Here is a 25,518-nt window from a genome sequence, read left to right as displayed (position 1 = left end):
GCCCCGCGGGCAGCGCCTTCAGGTGGTGGTGCGGCGCTTGGACGCCGCGGCGACGCACAAGGCGCCCAGCAGGAACGTCAGCGCACCGATGACGACGTTGTTCCAGATGACGCCCGCGTCCGGGCTGCGGCCCACGAGCCAGGGCGCGATGATCATCCACACGCCGATCGCGCACATCGCGCCGCTCAGCCCGTACATCCGCGCCGGGGTCACGGTGAAGCCGACCGCCAGCAGGGCAATCGCGATCCCGACGATCAGGTTGTGCGTCGCCAGGGCGGGCTGCGCCAGCGTGTAATGGACGATGAACGGCGAGACGGCGCAGTACAGGCCGACGAGGAACACCGGACCGTCGACAAGTACCACATCACGCCCACCGAGCACCCGCTCGTATCGGGCCTGCATCTCCGAAGCGTCGGGGTGACCTGCGAGATCTCCCCTGTGGTGTGAGACGTCGGCCATGCGACTCGCCTCCTTCGCTCGCAGCCTGGCCGTTATCGCGTGGCATCGGGCCACGGTTTAATTCTGCGCTTATGTCGCCTTTATGTGTAGATGAAGAAGCAGGTGAATTTTGAAGGGGTACGGTCACCTTTCCACCGCCCCGCGCTACAGCGCACGGCCCAGGCCCAGATTCCAGCGGCCGCCCCGCCCGCTCAGCTCCGTCACGGTCAGCGGTGCCACGTCCAGCCGCCAGAAGGCGTCCGCGGGCACCCGCAGGGCACACACCGCGGCGGCCCGCACCACGTCCGGTTCCACGACCGCCAGTACCCGTCCGGCGTCCAGCGCCATGCGGGTCAGCCAGCCCGCGACCCGGTCGCAGAGCTGCCGCAGCGACTCCCCGCCGTGCCCGGCGAAGTCCGGATCGTCCAGCCAGGCGGAGACCGCGAGCGGTTCCGTTTCGGCCAGCTCCGCCAGGGTCCGCCCCCGCCACTCCCCCATCGCACAGCCCGCCAGCTCCGGCACCGGCCCGGCCGGCAGTCCGAGCTCCTCCGCGGTGCGCCGGCAGCGCGCGGAGGGCGAGGCGAAGACCCGGTCGGCGGCCGGCAGCGCCCCCGCGGCGGCCCGGGCCCGTCGCAGCCCGGCCGCGTGCGGTGGGGAGTCGTCGTCGAAGCGCACCTCGCGCTGGGCGTCGCCCGCGGCCGGTGAGACCAGCATCACCCGAGTTGTCATGCCCTCTTCCCTCCTCTGTCGCCGGGACGCCAACTCCTCAGACGGGCAAGGAAGTTGCCCGGCGGATGCGCCCCGGCCCGCACCGGTCCGCCCCCCGTACGGTCTTGGCCAGATGGCCGGATCACGGTACGTTTCCCGGTGCTTGACGACGGCATGACGGAAGCCGGTGGGATCCCGGCGCGGTCGCGCCACTGTATGTCCGGTTTTTTATCAGCCCGCCAGGGGCCGGTACCGGATGAGCCAGACCCGCATGTCGTTCTGCACTCCCATTACCGGGGACGCGAGTTCCCCCCAACAGGAGGTCATGCCATGGCTTCGTCCATCGCACCGCCGACCACCGGCGCCACCACCACCCCCGCCCCTCTCCCGCTGAAGGCGATCGCCCCCTGGGCACTGTTCGCCGGTGTGCTGCTGCTGGTCCTGCTGTACTTCGTCGGCGCGGAGCAGGGCGCCACCTCGCTGCTGTCCGGTTCGGACGTCCATGAATGGCTGCACGACGGGCGCCACCTCCTCGGCTTCCCCTGCCACTGACGGACGGCCGCAGCCATGAACTCCCTCACCGTCAGGACCCTGATGGTCCGCGGCATGCTCGCCGGCCTGGCCGCCGGCGTACTGGCCCTCCTCGTCGCCTACGTGCTGGGCGAACCGCGGATCGACGCCGCCATCGCCTTCGAGGAGGCACACAGCCACGAACACGAGATGGAAGTGGTCAGCCGTGGACTGCAGTCCACGGCCGGGCTCGCCACCGGCGTCCTGGTCTACGGCGTGGCACTGGGCGGGATCGCCGCACTGGCCTTCTGCTTCGCCCTGGGGCGGATCGGCCGGTTCGGGGCCCGCGCCACGGCCCTGCTGCTCTCCGGGGCGGCGCTGGTGGCCGGCTACGTCGTACCGTTCCTGAAATACCCGGCCAATCCACCGTCGGTCGGCGACCCCGACACCATCGGCAAACGCACCGCCCTGTATTTCCTGATGATGCTGCTCGGCCTCCTGCTGGCCGTCGCCGCCACGATCCTCGGCCGGCGGCTGGCTTTGAAGCTGGGCAACTGGTACGCGACGGTGACCGCCGTCGCCGCGTTCGTGGTCGCCGTCGGGCTCGCCTACGCGTTCCTGCCGGCCGTCAACGAGGTGCCCGCGGACTTCTCCGCCACGCTGCTGTGGCAGTTCCGGCTGTCGGCGCTCGCCGTCCAGCTGGTGCTGTGGGCCGCGTTCGGGCTGGTCTTCGGGCAGTTGGCGGAGCGCGTCGTCACGGCCCGGCCGGCCGCCGAGCGGGCCGGGGCGGTGTCCGTCGCCTCCTGATCCGGCACCTGCACCGCACCACCGGTCCGGGGCCCGCGAGCGCTCCTCGCGGGCCCCGGACCTGCTGCGTCACACCCGGACCGCTTCTGTCGGTACGGACCTGACGGTGTGTCAGAGCTGGCCCGGGATGCCGTCGAGGTGCGGCAGGTCGTGGTCGAGACGCTCGCGCTTGGTGCGGAGATAGCGGATGTTCTCCGCCTGGGGCTCGGCCAGCAACGGGACGCGCTCGGTGACGGAGATGCCGTACCGCACCAACGCGGCGCGCTTGCGCGGGTTGTTGGACAGCAGCCGTACCGCGCGGACGCCGAGGTCGTCGAGGATCTGCGCGGCGGCGCGGTACTCCCGGGCGTCGACCGGGAGGCCGAGCGCGATGTTCGCCTCGACGGTGTCCAGCCCCTCCTCCTGGAGCTGCATCGCGCGGAGCTTCGCCAGCAGGCCGATGCCCCGGCCCTCGTGGCCCTGGAGGTAGACCAGCACGCCGCGCCCGGCCGCCGCTATCGCCCGCAGCGCCGCGGACAGCTGGTCACCGCACTCGCAGTGCCGGGACGCGAAGGCGTCCCCGGTCAGGCATTCCGAATGCACCCGGGTCAGCACCGGTTCGCCGGTGACCTCGCCGTACACCAGCGCCACATGCTCGGTTCCGCTGGGCCGGTCGAGATAGCCGACCGCCCGGAACTCCCCGTAGGCGGTGGGCAGCCGGACCGACACCGCCCGCGCCACGCCGGGCAGGGGGCGGGCCGCGTCGGGGGCGACGGCGAGGTCATGACCGGGGCGGGGGCCGCACAGGGCGTCGGGGTCCGTCATGGCGCGATGGTACCCACGGGGGTCGGAACCCGGCGGCGATCACTCAGATACATGACAAGTATGCTGCGCCACCCGCGTCCCGACCGGCTCCCGGCGGGCCGACCGACGAAAGGCGGCCGATCCCGATGACCGCTCCCCCGCAACCGCCGACGCCCACCGGGCTGTTGCCGGCCGACACCACCGAGGACGTCCGCAGAAGGCGGCCGCAGCTGGCGGTGCTGCCCATCGGCAGCTTCGAACAGCACGGCCCGTACCTGCCGTTGACCACCGACACGGTCATCGCCTGCACCGTCGCCCGGGAGCTGGCCGCCGCCCATGACGTCCTGCTGCTGCCGCCGCTGACCGTCTCCTGTTCGCAGGAGCACGCCGCCTGGCCGGGGACGGTCAGCATCTCGGCGCGGACACTGCACGCCGTCGTCACGGACCTCGCCGACTCGCTGCTCCGGTCCGGGATCGGGGCTCTGGTCCTGGTCAACGGCCACGGCGGGAACTACGTGCTGCGCAACGTGGTGCAGGAATCCGCCGGGCGCGGCATCCGGATGGCGCTGTTCCCCGGCACCGCCGACTGGGACGCGGCCCGCGACCGGGCCGGGATACGCACCTCCGCCCACAGCGACATGCACGCGGGCGAACTGGAGACCTCGATCCTGCTGCACGCCCATCCGGAACTGGTCAAGGACGGCTACGCCGGCGCGGATTGCCCGGCCGACGACCGCCGGCACCTGCTGATGCTGGGGCTGTCGGCGTACACCACGTCCGGGGTCGTCGGCCGCCCGTCGCTCGCCTCCGCCCACAAGGGCCGGGAGCTGCTGGCCGGGCTGACCGAGGCGTTCGCCGAGTACGTCGCGCTGCTGGGTGCCGGGGCGGACGCCGATGGCTGAGCCGCTGGGGACCGCGCAGGCGTGGCAGCGGCTGCGGCGGATCCGTACGGAAGGGCAGGCCCGGGCCGCCGGGCTGGTGCGGGACGGCGACGGCCGGCCGCGCTGGGAGGAGCCCGCCTCGGCGGGCGCCGCGGAGCTCGCCGAGCGCTATCTGCCGCTCTGCCTGGCCGGCCCGCGGGTGGCGTTCGGGCAGTTGGGGCAGAGCCTGGACGGCTTCGTGGCGACCCGCACCGGCGATGCCGACTACGTCACCGGGACGGCCGACCGCCGCCATCTGCACCGGCTGCGGGCGCTCGCCGACGCCGTGCTGGTCGGGGCCGGTACGGCCGTGGCGGACGATCCCCGGCTGACCGTACGGGCCTGTCCCGGCGACAACCCGGTGCGGGTGGTGCTCGATCCGCGTGGCCGGGTGCCGCGCGGGAGCGGGGTGTTCACGGACCGGGCCGCGCCGACGCTGTGGGTGGTGGGGCCGGACGCCGCGGTGCCGCCGGACGTCACGGGCGAGGGCGTCGAGGTGCTCCGGCTGGCCGATGCGGCGGCGTTCGCCCCGTCACGGCTGCTCGCGGCCCTGGCGCGCCGCGGCCTGGGCCGGGTGCTGATCGAGGGCGGCGGGGTGACCGTGTCGCGGTTCCTGCAGGCCGGTGCGCTGGACCGGCTGTACCTCACGGTCGCGCCGGTACTGATCGGGGACGGCGTGCCCGGCCTGCGGTTCCCCGGGACGACGGTGATGCGCGAGGCGCTCCGGCCGCCGCTGCGGCGCAGCCTGCTCGGGGAGGACACCCTCTTCGAGATGGAGCTGCGGACGGCCGGCGCGGAGGGCGGCGCCCCACCGGACGCACAGCACCACGGCGCCGGGCAGGCTCGCGGCGAAGGCGAGGACGCCGTAGACGACGGCGGTGGCCAGGCCCTGCGCCGCGCCCAGCCCGGCGGCGCCGAACGCCCAGGCGGCGACGCCCTCGCGGGGGCCCCAGCCGCCGACGTTCAGCGGCAGCGCCATGGCGAGCAGGGCGAGGACCACCAGCGGCACCAGCTCGGCGGTCGGTGCGGTGACGCCGGCGACCCGGGCGGCCAGGACGAACATGGCGAGGTAGCCCGCGAGGACCACCGCGGAGGACAGGGCGACACCGAAGCGGACGCCGGGGGCGGCGAGGCCCTGGCGCGCCTCGGTCAGGAAGGTGCCGAGGGCGCGCCGGACGCGTGAGGTGCCGGGGCGGCGCCGCAGCCACCCGGCGAGGACCAGCGCCGCGGCGCCCATCGCGGCGGTGGTCACGGCGGCGCCCGGTGAGGCCAGGGCGCGGACGGCCGGCGCCAGGACCGGTGACGGCCGGGCGAGCAGCACCACGGCCCCGGCGAGCACCAGCACCAGCTGGCCGGCGGTGCGTTCCAGGACCACCGCCCGCACCCCGCGGCCCAGGTCGCCGGCGGCCCGGCCGTGGCCCACCGCGCGGTGGACGTCGCCCAGGACGCCGCCGGGCAGCGCCGCGTTGAGGAACAGCGCCCGGTAGTAGTCGGCGACCGCGCGGCCCAGCGGCAGCCGAAGGCCCAGGCCGCGGGCCACCAGACACCAGCGCCAGGCACTGCCGACCGTGGTCAGCAGGCCGAGGGCGAGGGCCGCGAGCAGCGCTCCGGCGTCGATCCGGCGCAGCCCGTCCAGGAAGGCCCCGGAACCCAGGTGCCACACCAGGCCCGCCAGGATGCCCGCGCCCGCGAGCAGCCGCAGCAGCGCCCAGCCGCGGCGGTTCATCCCCCGTCCCCGGGCGGCGGACCGGGCAGCGCCAGCAGGTCGGTGTGGTGCACGGTCACGCCCAGTTCGCCCGCCGCGCACTCCTCCAGCCGGCGCTCCAGATAGGCCGTCGCCCGCGGTGCCGGCGCGGGCCGCTGGGCGTGTGCGGCGCCGACCCAGCCGCGCAGCCATTCGGCGGTCAGCGCGGACTCCGCGCAGCCGAGCCGCCAGGGGCTGGACCGCAACCGGACCGTCCAGCCGTGCCGTTCGAACGCCGTGACCGCCGCCGCGACCGCGTCCGGACCGAGCAGGCCGCGGTCCCCGTCGGTACGGCGCTGGTGGTCGTTGAAGGCGGCGGCCAGCTCCGCGTCGAGCGGATCGGGCGGGGTGAGCTCGACCCGGCCGGAGACCGAGAGCGCCAGCAGGACCGGGCAGCCGGCACCGGCACAGGCCGCGGCGAGCGCCTCGATCTCGTCGAGGGTGAGCAGATCGAGCAGGGCGGAGGCGGTGACCAGGGAGGTCCCGGCGAGGTCGGCGGCGGTGAGGGCGGTCAGGTCGCCGCGCTCGGTGGTGGCCGTGACGGGCGTGCCGTCGGCGGCCGTTGCGGGCATCCGGGCGCCGGCCTCGGCGAGCAGCACCGGGTCGTGGTCGTGCAGGATCCAGCGCTGCGGGCCGGGCAGCCGGACGGCGAGCCAGCGCGCCATGGAGCCGGTGCCGCAGCCCAGGTCGCGGACGGTCAGGCCGGGCGGGCCGGGCCGTCCGGCCAGCGCTCGGCGCAGCGGGCGGAGGAGCTCGGGGGCCCGGGCCGCGGCGTCGGCGCGTTCGCGCAAATCAAGCCAGCGCGGGGCGAATCGGGGGCTGCCGACGGCGGTCAACGGCTGCTCCGGGGGTCGTGCCGAAGCCGTTCCAGCGCTTCGGCCAGGCTGTGCGACGTCATCTCCCACCCCTCCAGCATGGCACGCCGCCCGCGCGCGGCTTCCCGCAGCCGGTGCCGCAGCGCCCGGTCCCCCAGCCAGTCGCGCAGTGCACCGGAGAGCGCCGCGGGGTCCCCGGTGGGGACGAGGAGGCCGGGCGGGGTGCCGTCGGGGGCCCGTCCCAGGGCTTCCGGTACGCCGTCGACGGCCGTGGCCAGGACGGGAATTGCGCGCGCCAGCGCCTCGGTGATCACCATGCCGTAGGTCTCGGCGTACGAGGCGAGCACCAGCAGGTCGGCGGCGGCGTAGTGCGCTTCCAGTTCGGCACCGGTCTGTGGCCCGGCGAAACGGATCCGGTCGCCGAGGCCCAACCCGTCCACGTGGCCCCGCAGTTGGGCGGCGTAACCGGGATCGCCGCCGGGACCGCCGACGAAGGTGCAGTGCCAGGGCGGACCGGTGACGGTGGCCAGGGCGTCGAGCAGCCGGCGGTGTCCCTTGCGCGGGGTGAGCGCGGCGACGCAGAGCAGCGCGGTGCCGGGGTCGGTGCCGGGGGCGAGCGGTGCGGGGTCGGTGCCGGGCCGGGCGATGTGCACGCGGGCGGGCGGCAGGTGGTGGTGTGCGGTGATCCGGCCGGCGGCCCAGGCGCTGGTGGCCACGACGGCGCCGGCGGCGTGCAGGGCCCGGCGTTCCCGGGCGTCCAGGTCGGCGGCCTCGCCGGGGTCGAGCCCGGTCTCGTCGGCCAGCGGCAGATGGACCAGGACGGCGAGCCGCAGCCGGGCGGCCTCGGGCCGCAGGACCTCGGGGACGCCGCAGCCGACCAGCCCGTCGAGGAGGACCACGGCGCCGTCGGGCAGTTCCGCCAGCAGCCGGGCCAGTTCCGCGCGGTCGGCGGCGGCCGGCCGCGGCCAGGCGCCGGGCAGGGCGTGCGGGCGCACGCGCCACCCCGCCGCCAAAAGGCCCTGGCACACCCGGCGGTCGTAGGTGTTGCCGCCGCTGGGCGCCGCCGGGTCGTCGACGCCGCCGGGCAGGACGACGTGCACCGTCCGCTCCCCCGCCCGGGCGGCGCCGCCGCGGGTCACAGCGCGCGCTCGTAGGTGGCCCAGGCGATGTGCGATTCGTGCAAGGTGACCGATATGCCGGTCAGTTCGCGGGCGCCCTCGCCGAGGTTTCCGGCCTGCACCCGGTCGGCGAGCCGGTCGGCGATGACCTTGGCCAGCGCCTCCGTCGAGGTGTTGGTGCCGGCGAAGGCCGGCTCGTCGTCGAGATTGCGGTAGTTCAGCTCGCCGACCACACCGGCGAGTTCCTGGGTGGCCAGGCCGATGTCCACGACGATGTTGTCGGCGTCGAGTTCTGGCCGGCGGAAGGTGGCGTCCACGATGAACGTCGCGCCGTGGAGCCGCTGCGCGGGGCCGAACACGGCACCGCGGAAGCTGTGCGCGACCATCAGGTGATCGCGGACGGTGATGCTGAACAAGGCCGTTCCTCCGGTGTGATGTCGGTCTCAGTGACGGTGTGGTGGGGGGCGGATCCGGGGCCGGGGCGCGGCGCCTACCGGCCGTCCGGCGGTGCGTACCGGATGCGGTGGCAGAGCGCCGGGAGGTCGCCGGAGGCGAGCCGGGGCAGCACCTGCGGCAGCTCCTCGAAGGCGGACTCCCCGGTGATCAGCGCGTCGAAGGCGGGATCGGCGAGGAGTTCGAGGGCGAGCGCCATCCGGTCCGCGTAGCTGCGGCGGTCCCGCCGGGCCGGGGAGACGGTGCCGACCTGGCTGCTGCGCACGACCAGCCGGCGGGAGTGGAACGCCTCGCCCAGCGGCAGGCTGACCCGCCGGTCGCCGTACCAGCTCAGCTCCAGGACGGTGCCTTCCGGCGCGAGCAGTTCGAGGGCGCGGGCCAGTCCTTCCTCGGTGGCGCTGGCGTGCACGACGAGGTCGCAGTCGCCAAGGGCGTCGGCGGGCAGCGCGAAGTCCACATCGAGCGCCCGGGCGGTGGCCGCGCGGCCGGGATCGGCGTCGACCAACTGCACCCGCACCGCCGGGTAACGGGCGAGGAGGGCGGCCACACTGCATCCGACCATGCCGCCGCCGATCACCGCGATCCGGTCGCCGATCAGCGGCCCGGCGTCCCAGAGGGCGTTGACCGCGGTCTCGACGGTGCCGGCGAGGACGGCGCGGGCGGCGGGCACGGTGTCCGGTACGGGCGTGACGGCGCGGGCCGGGACGACGTAGTGCGTCTGGTGCGGGTACAGGCAGAAGACCGTGCGGCCGCGCAGCGCGGGCGGTCCCTCCTCGACGACGCCGACGTTGAGGTAGCCGTATTTGACCGGTGCGGGGAAGTCGCCCTCCTGGTAGGGCGCGCGCATCGACGTGTGCTGGCTCTCGGGCACCTGGCCCCGGAAGACCAGGGTCTCGGTGCCGCGGCTCACACCGGACCAGAGGGTACGCACCAGCACTTCGTCGGGCCCGGGCCCGGACAGCTCCGCCGGCCGGATCTCACCCTGTCCTGGGGCGTTTGTCCAAAAGGCACAAGCGGCGCGCGGCAAAGAGATCCTCCTGGACGCTACGGCGAGGAGTCCTCGATGCTGGGGATCAAGGACGCCGTCACCCTACGCGGCGCCCCCCGACTCCGCCACAGGTCAAGGGAGGCACGGTGGCCGTACAAGAGCACTTCGACACAAGAGCCTTGGGGCCGGACACCACGGCGGGCATGGGCGTGCAGCTGCTGGTGCTGGAGGCGCTGTGCCGGGTGGTGGGGCTGGGCACCGCGGGATGGCTGACGGGTTCGGCGTTCGCGGTGGTGACCTGGGCGGTGCTCACGCGGGCGCTGCGCCGGTCGTGGACCGGCCCGTTCGGGCCGGCGAACCGCGTCACGCTGGCCCGGGCGATCCTGGTGGGCGGGGTGACCGCGCTGGTCGCGGACTCCTTCGACCGGCGGGCCCCGGTCGCGGTGCTGACCGCGCTGGCGACGGTGGCGCTGATCCTGGATGCCGTGGACGGGCAGGTGGCCCGGCGCACCGGCACGGCGACGCGGCTGGGGGCGCGCTTCGACATGGAGGTCGACGCGTTCCTGATCCTGGTGCTGTGCGTGTACGTCGCGATGCCGCTGGGCGGCTGGGTGCTGGCGATCGGTCTGATGCGGTACGCGTTCGTCGCGGCGTCCTGGGTCTGGCCGTGGTTGCGCGGTGCGCTGCCGCCCAGCATGGCCCGGAAGACGGTGGCGGCGCTGCAGGGCGTCGTGCTGGTGGTGGCCGGTGCCGGGATCGTGCCGCGGGCGGTGGCCGGCGCCGCGGTGGCCGGGGCGCTGGCGCTGCTGGTGTGGTCGTTCGGACGGGACGTCAGGTGGCTGTGGCGGGTCCGGCCGGAGCACCGGGCGGACGCCGCTACGTGCCCGCGTGCCGTCCCAGGTACACGACCAGTGCGAGGAAGAGCAGCAGCAGGTTCGTGACGAGGACGGTGAGCAGGATCCGGCGCAACAGGCCGGTGTGCGGCGGCCGGTGGGTGATCAGCACGGCGCCGGGCAGCCGGGCCAGCTGGAGGCCCGGGCGGAGCGCGGTGGTGCTGGGGCGCAGGGCGCCGCAGCGCGGGGAGGCGTGGTGACGGGCGGTCGGCCCGGGGCAGCCGCGGCCGTGTCCGCGGGGTCGGTGCAACGGCCCCCGGGCCGGCGGGCGTCCGCGGCAGGGCCGGGCGGCACCCGGGCCGGGGGGCGCCGGTATGCAGGTGCGGGAGCGGACCGCCCGCCAGGGCGGCGGTCCCTTACGCCGTGCTGCGCCGGACATCCGCGCTCACCCGGTCCCGGTGGGGTGTGACCGGGCGCCGCTCATGTCCGCGCCCCTGCCCGGCCCGCACCGCGGGTCTGGTGTGCCCGTACCGACTCGGCGAAACCGCCCACGCATGGTCCTCCGCGTTCAGGCCGCACGGCCGTCGCGTCATCTGTTGAATTGCGGATTTCTGCAACTGTAGACGACGGGGGTGCCCGACCTGAATGGGTGGGCCGGACAAAGCGGGTGCACGCCCGCCCCGCGGCCCCGGTGGACAGGCCCGTGGCCTCCGCGGACACTGACGCGCATGACCTCACTGATACGGCACGTCACCGTCGACTGCACCGATGCCCACCGGCTGGCGACCTTCTGGGCCGAGGTGCTGGGCGGTTCGCTGGCCGAGGACGACGTCCCGGGGGATCCGGAGGCCACGGTCACCACCGCGGCGGGTGCGCTGCTGTTCCTCGCGGTGCCCGAGGCCAAGGCCGGGAAGAACCGGCTGCATCTGGATCTGCAGCCGCAGGACCGCGGGCGTGACGAGGAGGTCGAGCGGCTGCTGGCGCTCGGCGCGACCCTGGTCGCCGACCACCGCCGGCCCGACGGGACGGGGTGGGCGACGATGGCCGACATCGAGGGCAACGAGTTCTGCGTGGAGCGCAGCGCGGCGGAACGCGCGGGCTGAGCCGCGGAGCAACTCCCCTGCCCGCGTGGGGCGTGCGGATTCACGGTCTCACGCGGTGGCCCGGCCCAGGTAGGTCCGCAGGTGGCGGGCCGTCAGGGTGTCTGCGGTGGCGACGAGGTCGGCGGGGGTGCCCTCGAAGACGATGCGGCCGCCGTCGTGGCCGGCGCCGGGGCCGAGGTCGACGAGCCAGTCGGCGTGGGCCATGACGGCCTGGTGGTGTTCGATGACGATGACGGTGTTGCCGTCGTCGACCAGCCGGTCGAGCAGGCCCAGCAGCCGGTCCACATCGGCCGGGTGCAGTCCGCTGGTGGGTTCGTCGAGGACGTAGACGGCGCCCTTCTCGGCCATGTGGAGGGCGAGTTTGAGGCGCTGCCGTTCGCCGCCGGAGAGGGTGGTGAGCGGCTGGCCGAGGCCGAGGTAGGGCAGGCCCACGTCGGCGAGCCGGTCGAGGACGGTGCGGGCCTGGCCGGCGGGGAAGAACTCCCGGGCCTCGGCGACCGACATCGCGAGCACCTCGCTGATGTTCTTGCCGCGCAGGGTGTAGGTGAGCACCTCGGGCGTGAACCGCCGGCCCTCGCACTCCTCGCAGACGGAGGCCACGCCGGCCATCATCGCCAGGTCGGTGTAGACCAGTCCGATGCCCTTGCAGGTGGGGCAGGCGCCTTCGGAGTTGGCGCTGAACAGTCCGGGACCGACGCCGTTGGCCCGGGCGAAGGCGGTGCGCACCGGGCCGAGCAGTCCGGTGTAGGTGGCCGGGTTGGAGCGCCGGGAGCCGCGGATCGGGGACTGGTCGGCGGTGATGACGCCGTCCCGGCCGCTCAGTGAGCCGTGGACGAGTGAGCTCTTGCCCGAGCCGGCCACGCCGGTGACGACGGTGAGCACGCCGAGCGGCAGGTCGACGCCGACGTCCTTGAGGTTGTGGGTGGTCGCGCCGGTGATGGTGAGGTGGCCGGTGGGCCGCCGGACCTGCTCGCGCAGTCCGGCGCGGTGGTCGAGATGGCGGCCGGTGAGGGTGCCGGAGGCGCGCAGGCCGCGGACGTCGCCGGTGTAGCAGAGCCGTCCGCCGGCCGGTCCGGCGCCGGGGCCGAGGTCGACGACGTGGTCGGCGACGGCGATGGTCTCGGGTTTGTGCTCGACGACGAGGACGGTGTTGCCCTTGTCGCGCAGCCGCAGCAGCAGGTCGTTCATCCGCTGGATGTCGTGCGGGTGCAGGCCGACGGTGGGCTCGTCGAAGACGTAGGTGACGTCGGTCAGGCTGGAGCCGAGGTGGCGGACCATCTTCACCCGCTGGGCCTCGCCGCCGGAGAGGGTGCCGGATTCCCGGTCCAGGCTCAGATAGCCGAGGCCGATCTCGACGAGGGATTCCAGGGTGTGGCGGAGGGTGGCGACCAGCGGGGCCACCGACGGGTCGTCGATGCCGCGGACGAATTCCACCAGGTCGCTGATCTGGAGGGCGGAGCATTCGGCGATGTTGCGGCCGGCGATGCGGGAGGCGAGGGCCGCGGAATTGAGGCGGGCGCCGCCGCAGGCAGGGCAGGCGGCGAAGGTCACCGCACGGTCGACGAAGGCCCGGATGTGCGGTTGCAGGGATTCCCGGTCCTTGGCGAGATAGGTCCGCCGGACCCGAGTCAGCAGCCCTTCATAGGTGATGTTCGAGGTGCCGCGCTTGATTTTGGTGGCGGGCTTGTGCAGGAAGTCGTCCCACTGCTCGGGGGTGAAATCCGCGAGCTTCACATCGGGGTCGAAGAATCCGGAGTGCGCGAGGGTCTGCCAGTACCACGAGCCGACGGTGAATCCGGGTGCGCTGATCGCGCCCTCGTTGAGGGAGAGCGAGGTGTCCACGAGCTGGTCGAGGTCGATGGTGGAGACCCGGCCGAGCCCCTCGCATTCGGGGCACATGCCCTCGGCGCTGTTGAAGCTGAAGGCGGTGGAGGTGCCGGCGTGCGGGGTGCCCAGGCGGCTGTAGATGATCCGCAGCATGGTGTGGGCGTCGGTGGCGGTGCCGACCGTGGAGCGCGCGTTGGCGCCCATGCGTTCCTGGTCGACGACGATCGCCGCGCTCAGATTGCGCAGCGCGTCCACGTCGGGCCGGCTGCGCGCCGGCATGAAGGACTGGACGAAGGCCGTGTAGGTCTCGTTGATCAGCCGCTGGGACTCGGCCGCGACGGTGCCGAAGACCAGGGAGGACTTCCCGGATCCGGAGACTCCGGTGAAGACCGTGAGGCGGCGCTTGGGTATGTCCAGGGAGATGTCGGCGAGATTGTTCTCCCGGGCGCCGCGCACCTCGATCACATCATGGCTGTCCGCGGCGTACGCGGTCTCCTTTTCCGGCTTTCCGACCAGCTCGGCCCCCATGTCAGCCGCCACCCCTCCTGATAGCCTTACACCGTAAAGAGTTCGCCGGGCGACGTTACTTTATGGCGTAAGGAGACGGCAAGTGGTGGTTTTCGCCGGCCAGGGCGACCCCCGTCGGTCGATGGCCCTGCTGTGGCGCGACGAGCGCCCCGGCGGGGCGCGTACGCGGCAGTGGCCGGGCCCCAAACCGGCCCTGAGCGTCGAGGTGATCGTCCGGGCGGGCATCGCGGTCGCCGACGCGGAGGGCATGGCGGCCCTGTCCATGCGCGCGGTCGGCGAGCGGCTGGGCCGCACCGCCATGGCGCTGTACACCTACGTCCCGGGCAAGAGCGAGCTGGTGGACCTGATGTACGACCAGGTGCTGGCCGAGCTCCCGCACGACTACGACGCGGCGGCGGGCTGGCGGGCCGCGGTGACGTCCTGGGCCGAGGACACCTGGGAGTTCTACCTGCGCCACCCCTGGGTGCTCCAGGTCTCCCAGGCCCGCCCGGTGCTCGGCCCCCACGAGTACCGCGCCCTGGAGACGCTGCTGGCGCTGCTGTACGCCACCGGCCTGGACTCCGCGGTGCTGCGGCCGGTGGTCGGGACGCTGGTGCACGTCGTGCGCGGCGCCGCGCGGACCGTCGCCGAGTCCCGGGTGGCCGCGGCCTCGACCGGGGTGTCCGACGAGGACTGGTGGCCGGCGCGGTCCGGGATGCTGGACGAGGTGGTGCCCGACTTCGCCGCGCGCTTCCCGCTGCTGGTCCGGCTGGAGACCGAGGGCGCGACCCCGGCCACGGACGACGCGGTGCCGTATCTGGAACGCGAGGCGCGGGCGACCTTCGAGGGCGGGCTCGCGGTCGTCCTGGACGGGATCGAGGCGGCGGTCCGGCGCGCCCGCTGAGCCGGGACCGGCCGCACCGGCCGCGCCGCCGAGGGCCGTTGGGGTGATGAAGGGGGCGTTGGGCCCCTTGCCGGGTGTCGTCGGCCGGGCCCCGCGCGTTGGTCTGCCATGACCGTCTTCCGCGTCCGACCGTGGTTCCTGCCGGCCAGCCTCACGGCGTTCCTGACCGAGGTGTGGCCGGACGGGCCGGCTGACCCCCCGTCGGACGCCGGACCCGGGGACCGTTCGGACGCGGCGTCCGATACCCGGTCAGGTGAGTGCCGGCCGGTCGATCCGCCGGCCGGCGAAGGAGGCTGCGGCGAGCCCCCGGAGAACCCCGCTGACCGGCCCTGATGCGCGGCCGGACGGACGGCACGGCAGCGGACTTGACGGCGTGTCGGACACCGGCGGGCGCGCCCCCGGCCGTCATCGGGCCACCACGAATGGCGAGCGCGGTTGATCGCCCATAGCTTCGCCTCATGGCGCTACAACAGATGACACTCCTGGGCTGCGTCGCCGCGGTGATGGCCGGCGGACTGGGCGCGGCCCCTCCCTCCGATGGCCCGGGACGGCATGTGGTCCGCCCGGGCGAGTCGATCCAGCAGGCGGTGGACGCGGCCCGGCCGGGTGACACCGTCGTCCTCAGGCCCGGGATCTACCGCGAGAGCGTGCTGATCACCACGTCACGGCTGCGCCTCGTCGGGGCCGGCAAGAAGACGGTGATCCGCCCCTCGGCGAAGCGGGCGGCGAACCGCTGCGGCGAAGAGGGCAACGGCATCTGCGTGCTCGGCTCACCACACCGTCCGCTCCGGGACGTCAGCATCCACGCGTTGACCGTCACCGGCTTCAAGCAGAACGGCATCTGGGCCTCCGGCACCGACCGGATGACCGTGCACGGGGTGACCTCCCGGAAGAACGGGGTCTGGGGCATCGCGCAGGAGAAGTCCACCCGCGGCGTGATCCGCGACAACTTCGTCACCGACAACGGCGACTCCGGCATCTTCCTGGCGAACACCGTCAAGGAGGAGGGCGGCGCGACCGACACCCGCGGGACGTCGATCACCGAGAACCGGATGTCCCGCAACCGGATCGGTGTCACCATCCGCCGGGTCAGGAACCTGACGGTCGGCCACAACACCGTCACCGGGAACTGCGCCGGGGTCTTCATCGTCGGCGACGAGTCCCGCCCCCGGGCCGGCGCGCTGACCGTACGGGACAACGACGTCTCCCGGAACAACAAGCACTGCGCCGCCACCAAGCGGCTGCCGTTCCTCCAGGGCTCGGGCATCGTGCTCACCGGCACCGAGCGGGCGCTGGTGCGGCACAACCTGGTCCGCGACAACCGCGGCAAGTCACCGCTCTCCGGGGGCGTGGTGCTCTTCCACAGCTTCGTGGGCGCGCTCAACGAGCACAACACCGTCGTCGACAACATCGTGCTGCGCAACAAGCCGGTCGACCTGGCCGACCGGGACCCCAAGGGCCGGGGCAACCGGTTCATCCGCAACGTCTGCCGGACCTCGAAGCCGGCCGGGCTGTGCTGACGGCCCACCTGGCGCACCCGGTGCCACGGGTGCACTCACCTACCACGGGAGAATAGAGGCTCCAATGACCACCGTAAGTCCCTCGCCCCAGTCGGCCATGCGGCTGCGGGAGCTCGTCTTCGGAGCCGCGTGCGCGGCGGCGGTACGGGCGGCGGCGCGGCTCGGCGTCGCCGACGCGCTCGGCGACCGGCCGGCCTCCGCCGAGGAGCTCGCCGCCGAGGTGAAGGCCGAACCGCGGCCGCTGGAAAGGCTGTTGCGCGCCCTGTCCTGCTACGGGATCTTCGCCGAGACCGACGACGGGAAGTACGTCCACACCGACATGTCCCGGATGCTGCGCGAGGACACCCCGAACAGCCTGCGCTACATCTCCCTGTGGTGCACCGAGCCGTGGACCTGGGAGGCGTGGCCGCGGCTCGACGAGGCGGTGCGCTCCGGCCGCGACGTCTTCGACGACCTGTACGGCAAGAGCTTCTTCGAGTATCTGCACCAGGACGCCACCGAGTCCGCCCAGGTCTTCGACCGGGCCATGACCACCTCCAGCAAGCAGTCGGCCGAGGACGTCGCCCGGCTGCTGGACCTGTCGAAGGCGCAGTCGGTGGCGGACATCGGCGGCGGGCAGGGCCACGTCCTCGCCAGCCTGCTGGAGAAGCACCCCGCGCTGGAGGGCACCCTGCTCGACCTGCCCACGGTCGTGGCGCATCCGGACCCCCGGCTGCGCGCGGGCGGTCCGCTCGCGCCGCGGGTGAAGGTGGTGCCCGGCGACTGCCGGGAGGACATCCCGGTCCGGGCCGACGTCTACATCATCAAGAACATCCTGGAGTGGGACGACGACTCCACCCGCCGGACGCTGCACAACGTCAAGGCGGCGGCCCGGCCCGGCGCCCGGGTGGTGGTCATCGAGAACCTCGTCGACGACAGCCCGTCGATGAAGTTCACCACCGCCATGGACCTGCTGCTCCTGCTGAACGTGGGCGGCGCCAAGCACACCAAGGACAGCATGGTCCGCCGGCTCTCGGACGCCGGGCTCCAGGTGCACGACGTCCTCGTCGTCAACCCGTACCTGCACGCCTTCGAGTGCACCGTCCCGGCGTGAGCAACGGGCCGCGGTGAACCGCCCGGGAACGGCCGGCCGCCCGGCGGGGGGGGTGGTGCCCCCCCGGGGGGCCGGGCGGGTGCCCGGGGGAGGGCCGCGGGCGGGGGGGGGGCCCCGCCCCCCCCGCGCCGCCGCCTGGGTGCCCCCGCCCCCGGCGTGCCCACGGGGCCGCGGTCCCCCCCGGGGCACCGCCGGCCCCCCGGGGGGGGTGTGGGCCCCCCGCCGGGCGGCCGTGCCGGTTCCCGGGCTACGGCCGGAGTCCGGGGGATCGCCCCGGCCCGGCCTGCGCGTCAGCCGCTGCCGTCGCGCTCCCAGCGGTAGAACTGCTGGGCCATCGCGTCCTTGGGGCTCCGCCAGGTCTCGGGGTCGTAGGCGCTGACGAAGGCGGACAGCTTGTCGCTCACCGCACGGAACTCGGGGTGCTCGGTGACCTTGGCGATCTCCGGGCCGGGCGGCCGGTCGGATTCGATGAGGTGCAGGTACACCTCACCGAACTGGAACAGGGTCCGCCGCGAGACACCGACCAGGTGCGGCAGTTCCGTACGGTCGGACGCGCGGAAGACCTCCGCGATGTCCGGTGCCGAACCGGGTTTCATGCGGGCGACGATCAGAGCGTGATGCATCGGGAAGATCCCTTCGTTGCCGCCCGAGGGCGGTCCGGACGCGGCCCGGCGGGCCGTCAGCTGACGGCGGCGGACCGCAGCTCGCGGTCCCGCTGCTCGATCTTGTCCCGGATGAGCTCCATCTGGATCCGGGAGTTGCGGTTGATGAGCTCGGTCATGCCCTTGTCGTCGACCGGGGCGTCCGGCTTCATCGCGAAGTCCTGGGTCCAGTGCATCGAGGTGCCGCCCGGGATCTCGGAGTACTTCCAGTGGATGTCCATGTGCGCGAACGGGCCGGTCTCCACCCGGCGGGCACGGACGGTGCGGTGCGCGCGGTCGACGACCCGCTCGGAGACCCAGCTCCAGACGGTGCCGTTGTCGTCCGGGTGCATCGTCAGCCGGAAGGTGGTCTTGTCGCCCTCGCGGGACAGCACCTCGACCGCGGCGTACTCGCTGAACAGCTGCGGCCAGTTCTCGATGTCGTTGGTGATGTCCCAGACGAGGTCGAGGGGCGCGGCGATGGTGATGTCGTTCTCGGTGTGGCCGGGCATGTCAGGCTCCTGTCGTAGGCACTTTGTCGGCTTCGGAGGGAACTTTGCTGGGGGTGTTGACGAGGGCGAGGAAGTCGCGCGGCGTCTTGCAGCGCTCCGCGTCGGTCGGCATCGGCCGGCCGCGCCGGTTCTCCAGTTCGCCCACGATGCCCAGAAGGCCCAGCGAGTCGAGGCCGAACTCGGCGAAGGTCGAGTCGGCCCGGTTGGCCAGGTCCTTCGGGTCGACGGTCAGGCCGGCGGCGGACTTCATCAGCGCTGCCAGCTCGTCGAGGGTCAGTTGAGCAGTCATGTGCGGTTCTCCTTCTCACGAGGGGGACGGCGAGCCCTGCCGCAGCACCATTGCCGCGTTCGAGCCCATCAGTCCCCGGCTCAGCACCAGCGCCGTCCGCAGTTCGGCGGGGCGGGCCCGGCCGGTCACGACGTCAAGGTCGTGGCACACGTCGACGACGTTGGGGGTGGGCGGCACCACACCGTGTTCCATGGCGAGCACCGCGGCCACGATGTCCAGGACGGGGGCACCGCAGTACGCCCGCCCGGTACCGGTCTTGGGCGCGGTCACCGGGACCTGGGTGGCCTGCCGGCCCAGGGCGTCCGCGAGGGCCAGCGCCTCGGCCCGGTCGGCCGAGGGGACGCCCAGGGCGTCCGCGAACACCACGTCGATCTCGTCCGGGGCGCACCGCGCGTCCTCCAGCGCACCGCGGATGGCGTGGGCGAGTCCGGCCCGGGACTCCTCCCACCGGGAGGCGCCGGTGAAGGTCGCGGCGTGTCCGGACAGTTCGGCCCGGACGGGTGCGCCACGGCCCTCGGCCGCCGTCGCCTCCTCGACGACCAGCATCGCGCCGCCTTCGGCGGGCACGAATCCGCAGGCGCCGTCGGTGAACGGGCGGTAGGCGCGGACCGGGTCGTCGAGCGTGCTCAGATCGTCGTAGCCGAGCTGGCAGACGACCGAGTAGGGGGCCAGCGGTGCCTCGGCGGCGCCCACGACGACCGCGTCGGTGCCGCGCCGCACGGTGCGGCAGGCGTGCGCCAGGGCGTCCAGGCCGCCCGCCTCGTCGCTGGCCACGACTCCGCAGGGGCCCTTGAAGCCGCCGCGGATGGAGATCTGTCCGGTGCTGGCGGCGTAGAACCAGGCGATCGACTGGTAGGGGCCGACGTACTTGGAGCCCTGGCCCCACAGCCGTTGCAGCTCGCGCTGGCCGAACTCGCCGCCGCCGGACCCGGCGGCGGTGACGACGCCGACCGCGAACGGCGAGTCGGCGTAGTCGGCGCGGCAGAGGCGGGCGTCGTCCAGCGCGAGGTTGGCCGCCGCCATGGCGAAGTGGGTGAACCGGTCGGTCTGGACGAGGTAGCGCTCCTCGATCAGGTCCGCCGGGTCGAAGCCGCGTACCTCACCGGCGACCTTGAGCGGCAGGTGCTCGCAGCCCTCCCGGGTCACCCGGTCGAGGACGCTGATGCCTTCCTTGGTCGCCTTCCAGAAGGCGTCGGTGCTCACCCCGTTGGGGGCGATGACGCCCATGCCGGTGACGACGGAGCGTCGTTCCTTCGCGGAGCTCATGCCGACCTCCCGCCCTGTCGGGTCAGTACCACCGCTGACTGGAACCCGCCGAAGCCGCTGCCGACCGAGAGCACCGAACGCAGCGGCAGTTCCCGCGCCGTTCTGGGCACGTAGTCCAGGTCGCACTCCGGGTCCGGAGTCTCGTAGTTGGCCGTCGGCGGCACGACCTGGTGGGTCAGAGCCAGCACACAGGCGACGATCTCGATGGCGCCGATCGCGCCCAGCGAGTGGCCCACCATGGATTTGATGGAGCTCATCGGTATCTTCCGGGCGTGCGCGCCCAGCGACCGCTTGACCGCCGCGGTCTCGTGCCGGTCGTTCTGCTGGGTGCCCGAACCGTGTGCGTTGACGTAGTCGACCTGGGTGGCGTCGATCCTGGCGTGGTCGAGCGCGCGGTTGATCGCCTCGGCCATCTCCAGGCCCTCCTGGGTGAGCCCGGTCATGTGGTACGCGTTGCCGAAGGTGGCGTAGCCGCGGATCTCGCAGTGCACGGTCGCACCGCGGGCCCGGGCGTGCTCCAGCTCCTCCAGGACGAGCACGGCGCCGCCCTCGCCCATGACGAATCCGTCGCGGTGGGCGTCGAACGGCCGGGAGGCGTGGGCGGGGTCGTCGTTGTTGGCGGAGGTCGCCTTGATCGCGTCGAAGCAGGCCACGGTGATCGGGGAGATCGGCGAGTCCGAGGCGCCGGCGACGCAGACGTCGACCTTGCCCTCCTCGATGGAGTGGAAGGCGTAGCCGATGGCGTCGAGGCCGGAGGTGCAGCCCGTGGAGACGGTCTGCACCGGACCGTGCGCGCCGACCTGTTCGGCCACCGCGGAGGCCAGCGAACTGGGCGAGAAGGCCCGCTCCAGGTAGCGGCCGGCCGGCCGGTGGTCGACGTCCCAGCGCTTGCCGCGGTCGCTGACGGCGACGTAGTCGTGTTCGAGGCGGGTGGTGCCGCCGACCGCGGTGCCCAGGGAGACCCCGATGCGCCAGGGGTCCTCCCGTCCGAGGTCCAGGCCGGCGTCGCGCAGCGCCTCGTCCGCGGCGACCATGGCGAACTGGACGTAGCGGTCCGAGCGGGCGACCTGCTCCGCGCTCAGGCCGTGCGCCGCGGGGTCGAAGTCGCATTCGGCGGCGATGCGCGAGCGGAATCCCTCCGGGTCGAAGAGGGTGATGCCACGGGTCGCCGTACGGCCGGCGGACAGCAGGTCCCAGAAGGCGGGCACTCCCACCCCGCCGGGCGCGACGATCCCGACTCCGGTGACCGCCACGCGGCGCGTCATGACACCGGCTCCGTGCGTTCGGGCGGGGCGGCGGGGGTGCTCTCCTCGGTGCCCTCGGTGTCGACGTGGCCCAGCTCGGGGCGGGGCGCCAGCGGGCCGAGGTGGAAGACCATCCGGGCCTCGACGTCCCCGACGTTGCGGAACCGGTGCCGCATGTACGGCGGGATCAGCAGCCCCTGGTCCGGGCGCAGCGGATGCGGCTCCCCGTCGAGGTCCACTTCGAGCGCGCCCTGGACGACGTACACGAACTCCTCGGAGTACGGGTGGTAGTGCTCGCCGATGCGCTCGCCGGGCTGTACGAGGGCCATGCCCATGAAGCCGCTCGTGGCGCCCACCGCGCTGGGCGTCAGCATGGCGCGCAGATCACCTCCGCGCCGGCGGTTGGGCTGGGTCTCGCTGAGGTCCACGATGCGTGGGCGGTGCGTGGTCATGGCTGATTCCTCCAGGGGCGTGAAGCCGGCGGTGGGTTGGGGTGGGACCTGCTCCGGGCGGGCGGTGTCAGGCGCCCGCGGACCGGCGGTCGGTGATCAGGGCCATGTCGCAGCGCGCGAGGAAGCGCGCGAGCTCACGGTCGTTGGACAGACCGCCGGCCACTTCGGTGTCGAGCAGACGGCGCAGTACGGCCGTCTTGCGCGAGCCGCGGATGCCGAGCGAGAGCAGCGGGTCCTGGTCGAGCGGGATCCGCATGTCGACGAGCCGGACGACGACGTCGTCGCGCTGGAAGACGGTGCTGCCGGCGACGGGGCAGTCCGGGTCGTCGGCGGCCAGCTCGTCCTGGCGGGCCAGCATCCTGGCCAGCGCCATGCCGCAGCCTTCCTTGGCCGGGTAGAACAGCGCATGGCGCCGTACGTCGTCGGGCCGCGCGCTGCCGGAGGCGACGTGGTGCACGGCGGGCAGGGCGGCGCGGGTGAAGAAGACCCGGGCGGAGTTCGGGTCGCTGAGGTCGCGGTCCTGCTCCAGGTAGGGGTTGATGGCCTCCTCCACGGCCCGGACCTCGGGCTGCTGGGAGACGTGGCGGAGCGCCGCCACCAGGTCGCCCTGTACCTCGACCGCGCGGACCACGCGGTTGCCGTGCATGAACAGGGAGGTGCGGCGCAGCCGGGTGGTGTCGTCGACCCGGGCCTCCGGCGAGTCGTAGCCGGCCAGGATCTCGGCGACCTTGTCCTCGCTGCCGGGCTTCACGGTGAAGGTCAGCGCGTGCCGCACCACACCGTCGCCGACGCGGGGGTTGGCCTGGAGCCGGCCCTTGGGGGGCTCGGGGGCCCGGGCGGCGATGTTGGAGGTCTCACGCAGGACGCTGAAGCGCAGCGAGCGGGTGTCGCGGACGCAGGCGTGCAGCGGCTGCACCATCTTGACGTGCTCCTCGCTGTTGACCCAGGCGAGGAAGGGCGGTGCGCTCTCCCATTCGCTGGTGATCAGCCACTGCGAGGGGTTCTCGATGGACTGGCACAGCTGGTCGGTGAGGTGCCCGGGGACGGACGCGACCTGGTTGCGCAGGTGCTCGTAGGCTTCCAGGAACTGCTGCTGGGCCCCGTCGTGGAGGTCCAGGAGCAGTACGACCCTGAGCCGGGAGCCGTCGAAGGCTGACTGGGATATTCGTTCCGACAGCGTTGTCATCGTCTACGCATCTCCTTCGGTGCCCGATGGCCCCTGTGGTGCGTCGTCAGTTCCGGTGCGATCCGGGTGACTGAGCCGGATGGTGGGCCGCCCGCCCCGGGTGTCCGGGGGGTGTCCCGGATTCGATCGTGGCCGGGACGTACGGGCGGCGCGAGATCTGTGAGCCATGCAGGTGAACCGTGATCGAACAGGTCCACGGCCGGGCATTCGTGCTCCATCTGCCCTCAATGCGCCTTGGAGCTGGAGCACGCCATGAATCCCACCCCCCGAGAACGGGTCCCGGTACTTGTCGTGGGCGGGTCCCTGGTGGGCCTGTCCGCCTCGCTGTTCCTGGGACGGCTGGGCGTACGGCACCTGTTGGTCGAGAAGCACGCCGCCACCTCCCATCACCCGCGCGGGCGCGGCAACAACGTCCGCACCATGGAGCTGTTCCGGGTGGCCGGCGCCGAGCGGCCGATCCGGGAGGCGGCCTCGACGCTGGCCGGCAACCACGGGATCCTGCAGGCCCCTTCACTGACCGGCGACGAACAGGAGTGGCTGTTCAAGGAGATCGACCCGGGCGGCGGGCTGGCCCGGATCAGCCCGGCCGGCTGGTGTCTGTGCAGCCAGAACGACCTCGAACCGGTCCTGGTGCGGTGTGCCCGCGAGCACGGCGGCGACCTGCGTTTCTCCACCGAGCTGGTCTCGTTCGAACAGGACGCGGACGGGGTGACCGCGGAGCTGAAGAGCCGGGAGACCGGCGAGCGGTACACCGTGCGCGCGGACTACCTCATCGCGGCCGACGGTCCGCGCAGCCCGGTGCGCGAGCGGCTGGGCATCGGACAGACCGGCCCGGGCGACCTGTTCCACAACGTGAGCATCACCTTCCGGGCCCCGGAGCTGGCGGAGGTGGTGGGCGACCGCCGCTTCATCGCCTGCTACCTGACCCACCCGGAGGCCGACGGCGCCCTGCTGCCGGTGGACAACGAGCGGGACTGGGTCTTCCACGCGCCCTGGCACCCCGAAGCGGGCGAGACCCTGGAGGACTTCACCGACGAGCGGTGCATCGACCACATCCGGCGGGCGACCGGTGCGCTGGACATGGCGGTGGAGATCACCGGCAAGGCCCCGTGGCACGCCGCCGAGCGGGTCGCCGAGCGGTACGGCGAGGGCCGGGTCTTCCTCGCCGGCGACTCGGCCCACGAGATGTCGCCCACCGGCGCGTTCGGGTCGAACACCGGCATCCAGGACGCCCACAACCTGGCCTGGAAGATCGCCGCCGTCCTGGACGGCGCGGCGGGCCCGGAGCTGCTGTCGACGTACGAAGCGGAGCGGCTGCCGGTGGCCCGGGAGACCAGCGCCCGCGCCTCGGCCCGGTCCGCGGAGCACAGCCACCCCGGGTACGCACCGGCGCCCGGGGCCGGCGGCGGCCGGCAGCGCGGGGTGCTCACCGTCGCGCTCGGCTACTGCTACCCGCGCGGCGCGGTCGTCGGCGCCGATCCCGAACTCCCGGTGGTGCCGGACCAGTTGCGGATGACCGGCGAGCCGGGCACCCGGGCCCCGCACATGTGGCTGACCGGCCCCGAGGGCCGCCGCTCCACCCTCGACCTGTACGAGACGGCGTTCACCCTGCTGTCCGGCTCCGACGGCGACATGTGGCGCACCGCGGCCAAGGGCGCCGTCCAGCGCTTCGGGGTGCGGCTGAACTGCTGGCTGATCGGCACCGGGCCGGACGACGACCTGGCCCCGGAGGAGGGCGCCGACTGGGCCGAGAAGCACGGCACGACGCCCGAGGGCGCGGTGCTGGTGCGGCCGGACGGCTATGTGGCGTGGCGCGCGGAGGGCCGGGTGGCCGATCCCGAGGCGGCGCTCGCGGAGGTCCTGGAGGCGCTGTTGTGCCGGTCCTGAACCGGGCAGATCCACCGGATACGCCCCTGATGGTGCGGCCGGTGGTGCTGAGGTGAGCGAAGGGGCCGGCGGGACGTCCGCCGGCCCCTTCGCGCCGGGAACGTATCTTCTGCCCGTCACCACCGCAGGGGCATCTGCGGGCCGCCCCGGCCGCGTCCCGCAACCCGGGCGCCGATTTCCGGTTGAGTCCGGGCATGGATGTCAAGAAGCCCGCCTCGCACCCTTTTCAGCGGATCTCGCTGCCGCACCGGCCCCCGTCGCTGCCGCCGCCGCCCGCCCCTCAGGCGCGCCGGCCGCCCGAGGAGGACACCCCCATCTTCGACCAGCTCCTCAAGGAGTGGCGGGCCGGCACCCTGCGCCCTACGGTTTCCTGGCCGACCGACGATCCGGGGAAGATCAGGGCGGGCGGCGCCGTTGGGAGTGACGAGGGCCGTCCCCGTCCGCGTACCCGTGAAGAGGAGCATGACCGTGAGCCTGTACGACATCCCGCTGCGCACCCTGACCGGTGAGCCCGCCTCGCTCGCCGACCACCGCGGCAAGGCGCTGCTGGTGGTCAATGTGGCGTCCAAGTGCGGGCTGACCCCGCAGTACGAAGGTCTGGAGCGGCTGCAGCAGCGCTACGCGGACCGGGGCTTCACCGTGCTGGGCTTCCCCAGCAACCAGTTCGCGGGCCAGGAGCCCGGCACCGCCGAGGAGATCGCCACGTTCTGCTCGACGACGTACGGCGTCAGCTTCCCGCTCTTCGAGAAGGGCGACGTCAACGGCGCCGCCCGGCAGCCGCTGTACGCCGAGCTCACGGCCGTCGCGGACGCCGAAGGGACCGCCGGCGACGTGCAGTGGAACTTCGAGAAGTTCCTGATCGACACCGAGGGCCGGGTCGCGGGCCGCTTCCGGCCGCGTACCGAGCCGGAGGCTCCCGAGCTGGTCGCCGCGATCGAGGCGGCCCTGCCGGCCTGAGCCCCGGGCGGGC

Annotated in this window: 27 protein-coding genes, 1 pseudogene and 1 riboswitch; of the genes and pseudogenes, 11 read left to right on the top strand and 17 right to left on the bottom strand. The window is 73.4% G+C overall.

Going from position 1 to position 25,518, the window contains the following annotated elements; all coding sequences use genetic code 11:
- Positions 1-18: 18 nt before the first annotated feature.
- Positions 19-459, bottom strand: coding sequence for an SPW repeat protein (locus ACGF4C_RS17145; protein WP_393567041.1), 441 nt, complete (start codon positions 457-459; stop codon positions 19-21).
- Positions 460-603: 144 nt separating this feature from the next.
- Positions 604-1,167: a histidine phosphatase family protein gene (locus ACGF4C_RS17140; RefSeq protein WP_393567040.1), complete on the bottom strand. Its 564-nt coding sequence runs from the start codon at positions 1,165-1,167 to the stop codon at positions 604-606.
- Positions 1,168-1,280: 113 nt separating this feature from the next.
- Positions 1,281-1,436: riboswitch (cobalamin riboswitch) on the top strand.
- A gap of 40 nt (positions 1,437-1,476) precedes the next feature.
- Between ACGF4C_RS17140 and ACGF4C_RS17135 the strand changes: the two genes are divergently transcribed.
- Together ACGF4C_RS17135 and ACGF4C_RS17130 are read left to right on the top strand one after the other, a co-directional pair.
- Entirely contained in the window at positions 1,477-1,698 is a 222-nt protein-coding gene (locus ACGF4C_RS17135) for a CbtB-domain containing protein (RefSeq protein WP_393567038.1), read from the top strand.
- A gap of 15 nt (positions 1,699-1,713) precedes the next feature.
- Positions 1,714-2,463: a CbtA family protein gene (locus ACGF4C_RS17130; RefSeq protein ID WP_393567036.1), complete on the top strand. Its 750-nt coding sequence runs from the start codon at positions 1,714-1,716 to the stop codon at positions 2,461-2,463.
- A 111-nt stretch (positions 2,464-2,574) separates the two neighbouring features.
- Here the strand turns inward: ACGF4C_RS17130 and ribA are convergent, their stop codons facing one another.
- The gene (gene ribA, locus ACGF4C_RS17125; RefSeq protein WP_393567034.1) at positions 2,575-3,267 is read right to left on the bottom strand and encodes a GTP cyclohydrolase II; all 693 of its coding nucleotides are present in this window, start codon (positions 3,265-3,267) and stop codon (positions 2,575-2,577) included.
- Positions 3,268-3,392: 125 nt separating this feature from the next.
- On the opposite strand from ribA, the gene ACGF4C_RS17120 reads away from it, so the two are divergent.
- Together ACGF4C_RS17120 and ACGF4C_RS17115 are read left to right on the top strand one after the other, a co-directional pair.
- Positions 3,393-4,148 (top strand): creatininase family protein, encoded by a 756-nt coding sequence (locus ACGF4C_RS17120; protein ID WP_393567032.1) that lies wholly within the window; start codon positions 3,393-3,395, stop codon positions 4,146-4,148.
- Positions 4,141-4,785 (top strand): annotated as a pseudogene (locus ACGF4C_RS17115) (RibD family protein); the annotation flags it as partial. The gene ACGF4C_RS17120 and the pseudogene ACGF4C_RS17115, both read left to right, overlap by 8 nt.
- On the opposite strand, the gene ACGF4C_RS17110 reads toward ACGF4C_RS17115, so the two are convergent.
- The 5 genes from ACGF4C_RS17110 to ACGF4C_RS17090 all read right to left on the bottom strand — a co-directional run bounded on the left by ACGF4C_RS17110 (position 4,699) and on the right by ACGF4C_RS17090 (position 9,323).
- Positions 4,699-5,892 (bottom strand): lysylphosphatidylglycerol synthase transmembrane domain-containing protein, encoded by a 1,194-nt coding sequence (locus ACGF4C_RS17110; protein ID WP_393567031.1) that lies wholly within the window; start codon positions 5,890-5,892, stop codon positions 4,699-4,701. The pseudogene ACGF4C_RS17115 and the gene ACGF4C_RS17110 sit on opposite strands and share 87 nt — an antisense overlap.
- Positions 5,889-6,746: a methyltransferase domain-containing protein gene (locus tag ACGF4C_RS17105; protein ID WP_393567029.1), complete on the bottom strand. Its 858-nt coding sequence runs from the start codon at positions 6,744-6,746 to the stop codon at positions 5,889-5,891. Before ACGF4C_RS17105 ends, ACGF4C_RS17110 begins: the two co-directional genes overlap by 4 nt.
- The gene (locus ACGF4C_RS17100; RefSeq protein ID WP_393567027.1) at positions 6,743-7,864 is read right to left on the bottom strand and encodes a glycosyltransferase family 4 protein; all 1,122 of its coding nucleotides are present in this window, start codon (positions 7,862-7,864) and stop codon (positions 6,743-6,745) included. Before ACGF4C_RS17100 ends, ACGF4C_RS17105 begins: the two co-directional genes overlap by 4 nt.
- Positions 7,861-8,259, bottom strand: a complete 399-nt coding sequence (locus ACGF4C_RS17095) for a 6-carboxytetrahydropterin synthase (protein ID WP_030411145.1) — start codon at positions 8,257-8,259, stop codon at positions 7,861-7,863. The genes ACGF4C_RS17100 and ACGF4C_RS17095 overlap by 4 nt, the downstream gene beginning before the upstream one ends.
- A gap of 74 nt (positions 8,260-8,333) precedes the next feature.
- Positions 8,334-9,323, bottom strand: a complete 990-nt coding sequence (locus ACGF4C_RS17090; RefSeq protein WP_393567025.1) for a zinc-binding alcohol dehydrogenase — start codon at positions 9,321-9,323, stop codon at positions 8,334-8,336.
- A 107-nt stretch (positions 9,324-9,430) separates the two neighbouring features.
- Here ACGF4C_RS17090 and ACGF4C_RS17085 point away from each other — a divergent pair, with 107 nt between their 5' ends.
- Positions 9,431-10,225, top strand: coding sequence for a CDP-alcohol phosphatidyltransferase family protein (locus tag ACGF4C_RS17085; protein ID WP_393567023.1), 795 nt, complete (start codon positions 9,431-9,433; stop codon positions 10,223-10,225).
- On the opposite strand, the gene ACGF4C_RS17080 is transcribed toward ACGF4C_RS17085, so the two are convergent.
- Positions 10,161-10,427 (bottom strand): hypothetical protein, encoded by a 267-nt coding sequence (locus tag ACGF4C_RS17080; RefSeq protein ID WP_393567021.1) that lies wholly within the window; start codon positions 10,425-10,427, stop codon positions 10,161-10,163. The genes ACGF4C_RS17085 and ACGF4C_RS17080 overlap by 65 nt on opposite strands.
- A 418-nt stretch (positions 10,428-10,845) precedes the next feature.
- Here ACGF4C_RS17080 and ACGF4C_RS17075 point away from each other — a divergent pair, with 418 nt between their 5' ends.
- Positions 10,846-11,220, top strand: coding sequence for a VOC family protein (locus tag ACGF4C_RS17075; RefSeq protein ID WP_393567019.1), 375 nt, complete (start codon positions 10,846-10,848; stop codon positions 11,218-11,220).
- A gap of 48 nt (positions 11,221-11,268) precedes the next feature.
- On the opposite strand, the gene ACGF4C_RS17070 is transcribed toward ACGF4C_RS17075, so the two are convergent.
- Complete coding sequence (locus tag ACGF4C_RS17070) at positions 11,269-13,575, bottom strand: ATP-binding cassette domain-containing protein (RefSeq protein ID WP_393567243.1); 2,307 nt, start codon at positions 13,573-13,575, stop codon at positions 11,269-11,271.
- 82 nt (positions 13,576-13,657) lie between these two features.
- On the opposite strand from ACGF4C_RS17070, the gene ACGF4C_RS17065 reads away from it, so the two are divergent.
- The 3 genes from ACGF4C_RS17065 to ACGF4C_RS17055 all read left to right on the top strand — a co-directional run bounded on the left by ACGF4C_RS17065 (position 13,658) and on the right by ACGF4C_RS17055 (position 17,071).
- Positions 13,658-14,458, top strand: coding sequence for a TetR/AcrR family transcriptional regulator (locus ACGF4C_RS17065; protein ID WP_393567018.1), 801 nt, complete (start codon positions 13,658-13,660; stop codon positions 14,456-14,458).
- Positions 14,459-14,916: 458 nt separating this feature from the next.
- The gene (locus tag ACGF4C_RS17060; protein ID WP_393567017.1) at positions 14,917-15,978 is read left to right on the top strand and encodes a nitrous oxide reductase family maturation protein NosD; all 1,062 of its coding nucleotides are present in this window, start codon (positions 14,917-14,919) and stop codon (positions 15,976-15,978) included.
- 64 nt (positions 15,979-16,042) lie between these two features.
- The gene (locus ACGF4C_RS17055; protein ID WP_393567015.1) at positions 16,043-17,071 is read left to right on the top strand and encodes a methyltransferase; all 1,029 of its coding nucleotides are present in this window, start codon (positions 16,043-16,045) and stop codon (positions 17,069-17,071) included.
- 290 nt (positions 17,072-17,361) lie between these two features.
- Here the strand turns inward: ACGF4C_RS17055 and ACGF4C_RS17050 are convergent, their stop codons facing one another.
- The 7 genes from ACGF4C_RS17050 to ACGF4C_RS17020 all read right to left on the bottom strand — a co-directional run bounded on the left by ACGF4C_RS17050 (position 17,362) and on the right by ACGF4C_RS17020 (position 22,661).
- Positions 17,362-17,694 carry a TcmI family type II polyketide cyclase gene (locus tag ACGF4C_RS17050; protein WP_393567014.1) on the bottom strand — a complete coding sequence of 111 codons (333 nt, stop codon included), beginning with the start codon at positions 17,692-17,694 and terminating at the stop codon, positions 17,362-17,364.
- A 56-nt stretch (positions 17,695-17,750) separates the two neighbouring features.
- Positions 17,751-18,224: an SRPBCC family protein gene (locus ACGF4C_RS17045; RefSeq protein WP_362142860.1), complete on the bottom strand. Its 474-nt coding sequence runs from the start codon at positions 18,222-18,224 to the stop codon at positions 17,751-17,753.
- A gap of 1 nt (position 18,225) precedes the next feature.
- Positions 18,226-18,513: an acyl carrier protein gene (locus ACGF4C_RS17040; protein ID WP_393567012.1), complete on the bottom strand. Its 288-nt coding sequence runs from the start codon at positions 18,511-18,513 to the stop codon at positions 18,226-18,228.
- Positions 18,514-18,528: 15 nt separating this feature from the next.
- Entirely contained in the window at positions 18,529-19,779 is a 1,251-nt protein-coding gene (locus tag ACGF4C_RS17035) for a ketosynthase chain-length factor (RefSeq protein ID WP_393567010.1), read from the bottom strand.
- Complete coding sequence (locus tag ACGF4C_RS17030) at positions 19,776-21,044, bottom strand: beta-ketoacyl-[acyl-carrier-protein] synthase family protein (protein ID WP_393567008.1); 1,269 nt, start codon at positions 21,042-21,044, stop codon at positions 19,776-19,778. The genes ACGF4C_RS17035 and ACGF4C_RS17030 overlap by 4 nt, the downstream gene beginning before the upstream one ends.
- Complete coding sequence (locus ACGF4C_RS17025) at positions 21,041-21,475, bottom strand: cupin domain-containing protein (protein WP_030083353.1); 435 nt, start codon at positions 21,473-21,475, stop codon at positions 21,041-21,043. The genes ACGF4C_RS17030 and ACGF4C_RS17025 overlap by 4 nt, the downstream gene beginning before the upstream one ends.
- Positions 21,476-21,542: 67 nt before the next feature.
- Positions 21,543-22,661 carry a TcmI family type II polyketide cyclase gene (locus tag ACGF4C_RS17020; RefSeq protein ID WP_393567006.1) on the bottom strand — a complete coding sequence of 373 codons (1,119 nt, stop codon included), beginning with the start codon at positions 22,659-22,661 and terminating at the stop codon, positions 21,543-21,545.
- Between the two features lie 252 nt (positions 22,662-22,913).
- Here ACGF4C_RS17020 and ACGF4C_RS17015 point away from each other — a divergent pair, with 252 nt between their 5' ends.
- Together ACGF4C_RS17015 and ACGF4C_RS17010 are read left to right on the top strand one after the other, a co-directional pair.
- A complete protein-coding gene (locus ACGF4C_RS17015; RefSeq protein ID WP_393567004.1) occupies positions 22,914-24,548 on the top strand; it encodes an FAD-dependent oxidoreductase in 1,635 nt (544 codons plus the stop codon).
- A gap of 468 nt (positions 24,549-25,016) precedes the next feature.
- A complete protein-coding gene (locus ACGF4C_RS17010; RefSeq protein ID WP_393567241.1) occupies positions 25,017-25,505 on the top strand; it encodes a glutathione peroxidase in 489 nt (162 codons plus the stop codon).
- Positions 25,506-25,518: the final 13 nt, after the last annotated feature.

The organism is Streptomyces sp. NPDC048197 (assembly GCF_043202395.1).
In the GTDB taxonomy this organism is placed as follows: Bacteria; Actinomycetota; Actinomycetes; order Streptomycetales; family Streptomycetaceae; genus Streptomyces; species Streptomyces siderophoricus.
This window is presented reverse-complemented; position numbering and strand designations above follow the sequence as displayed.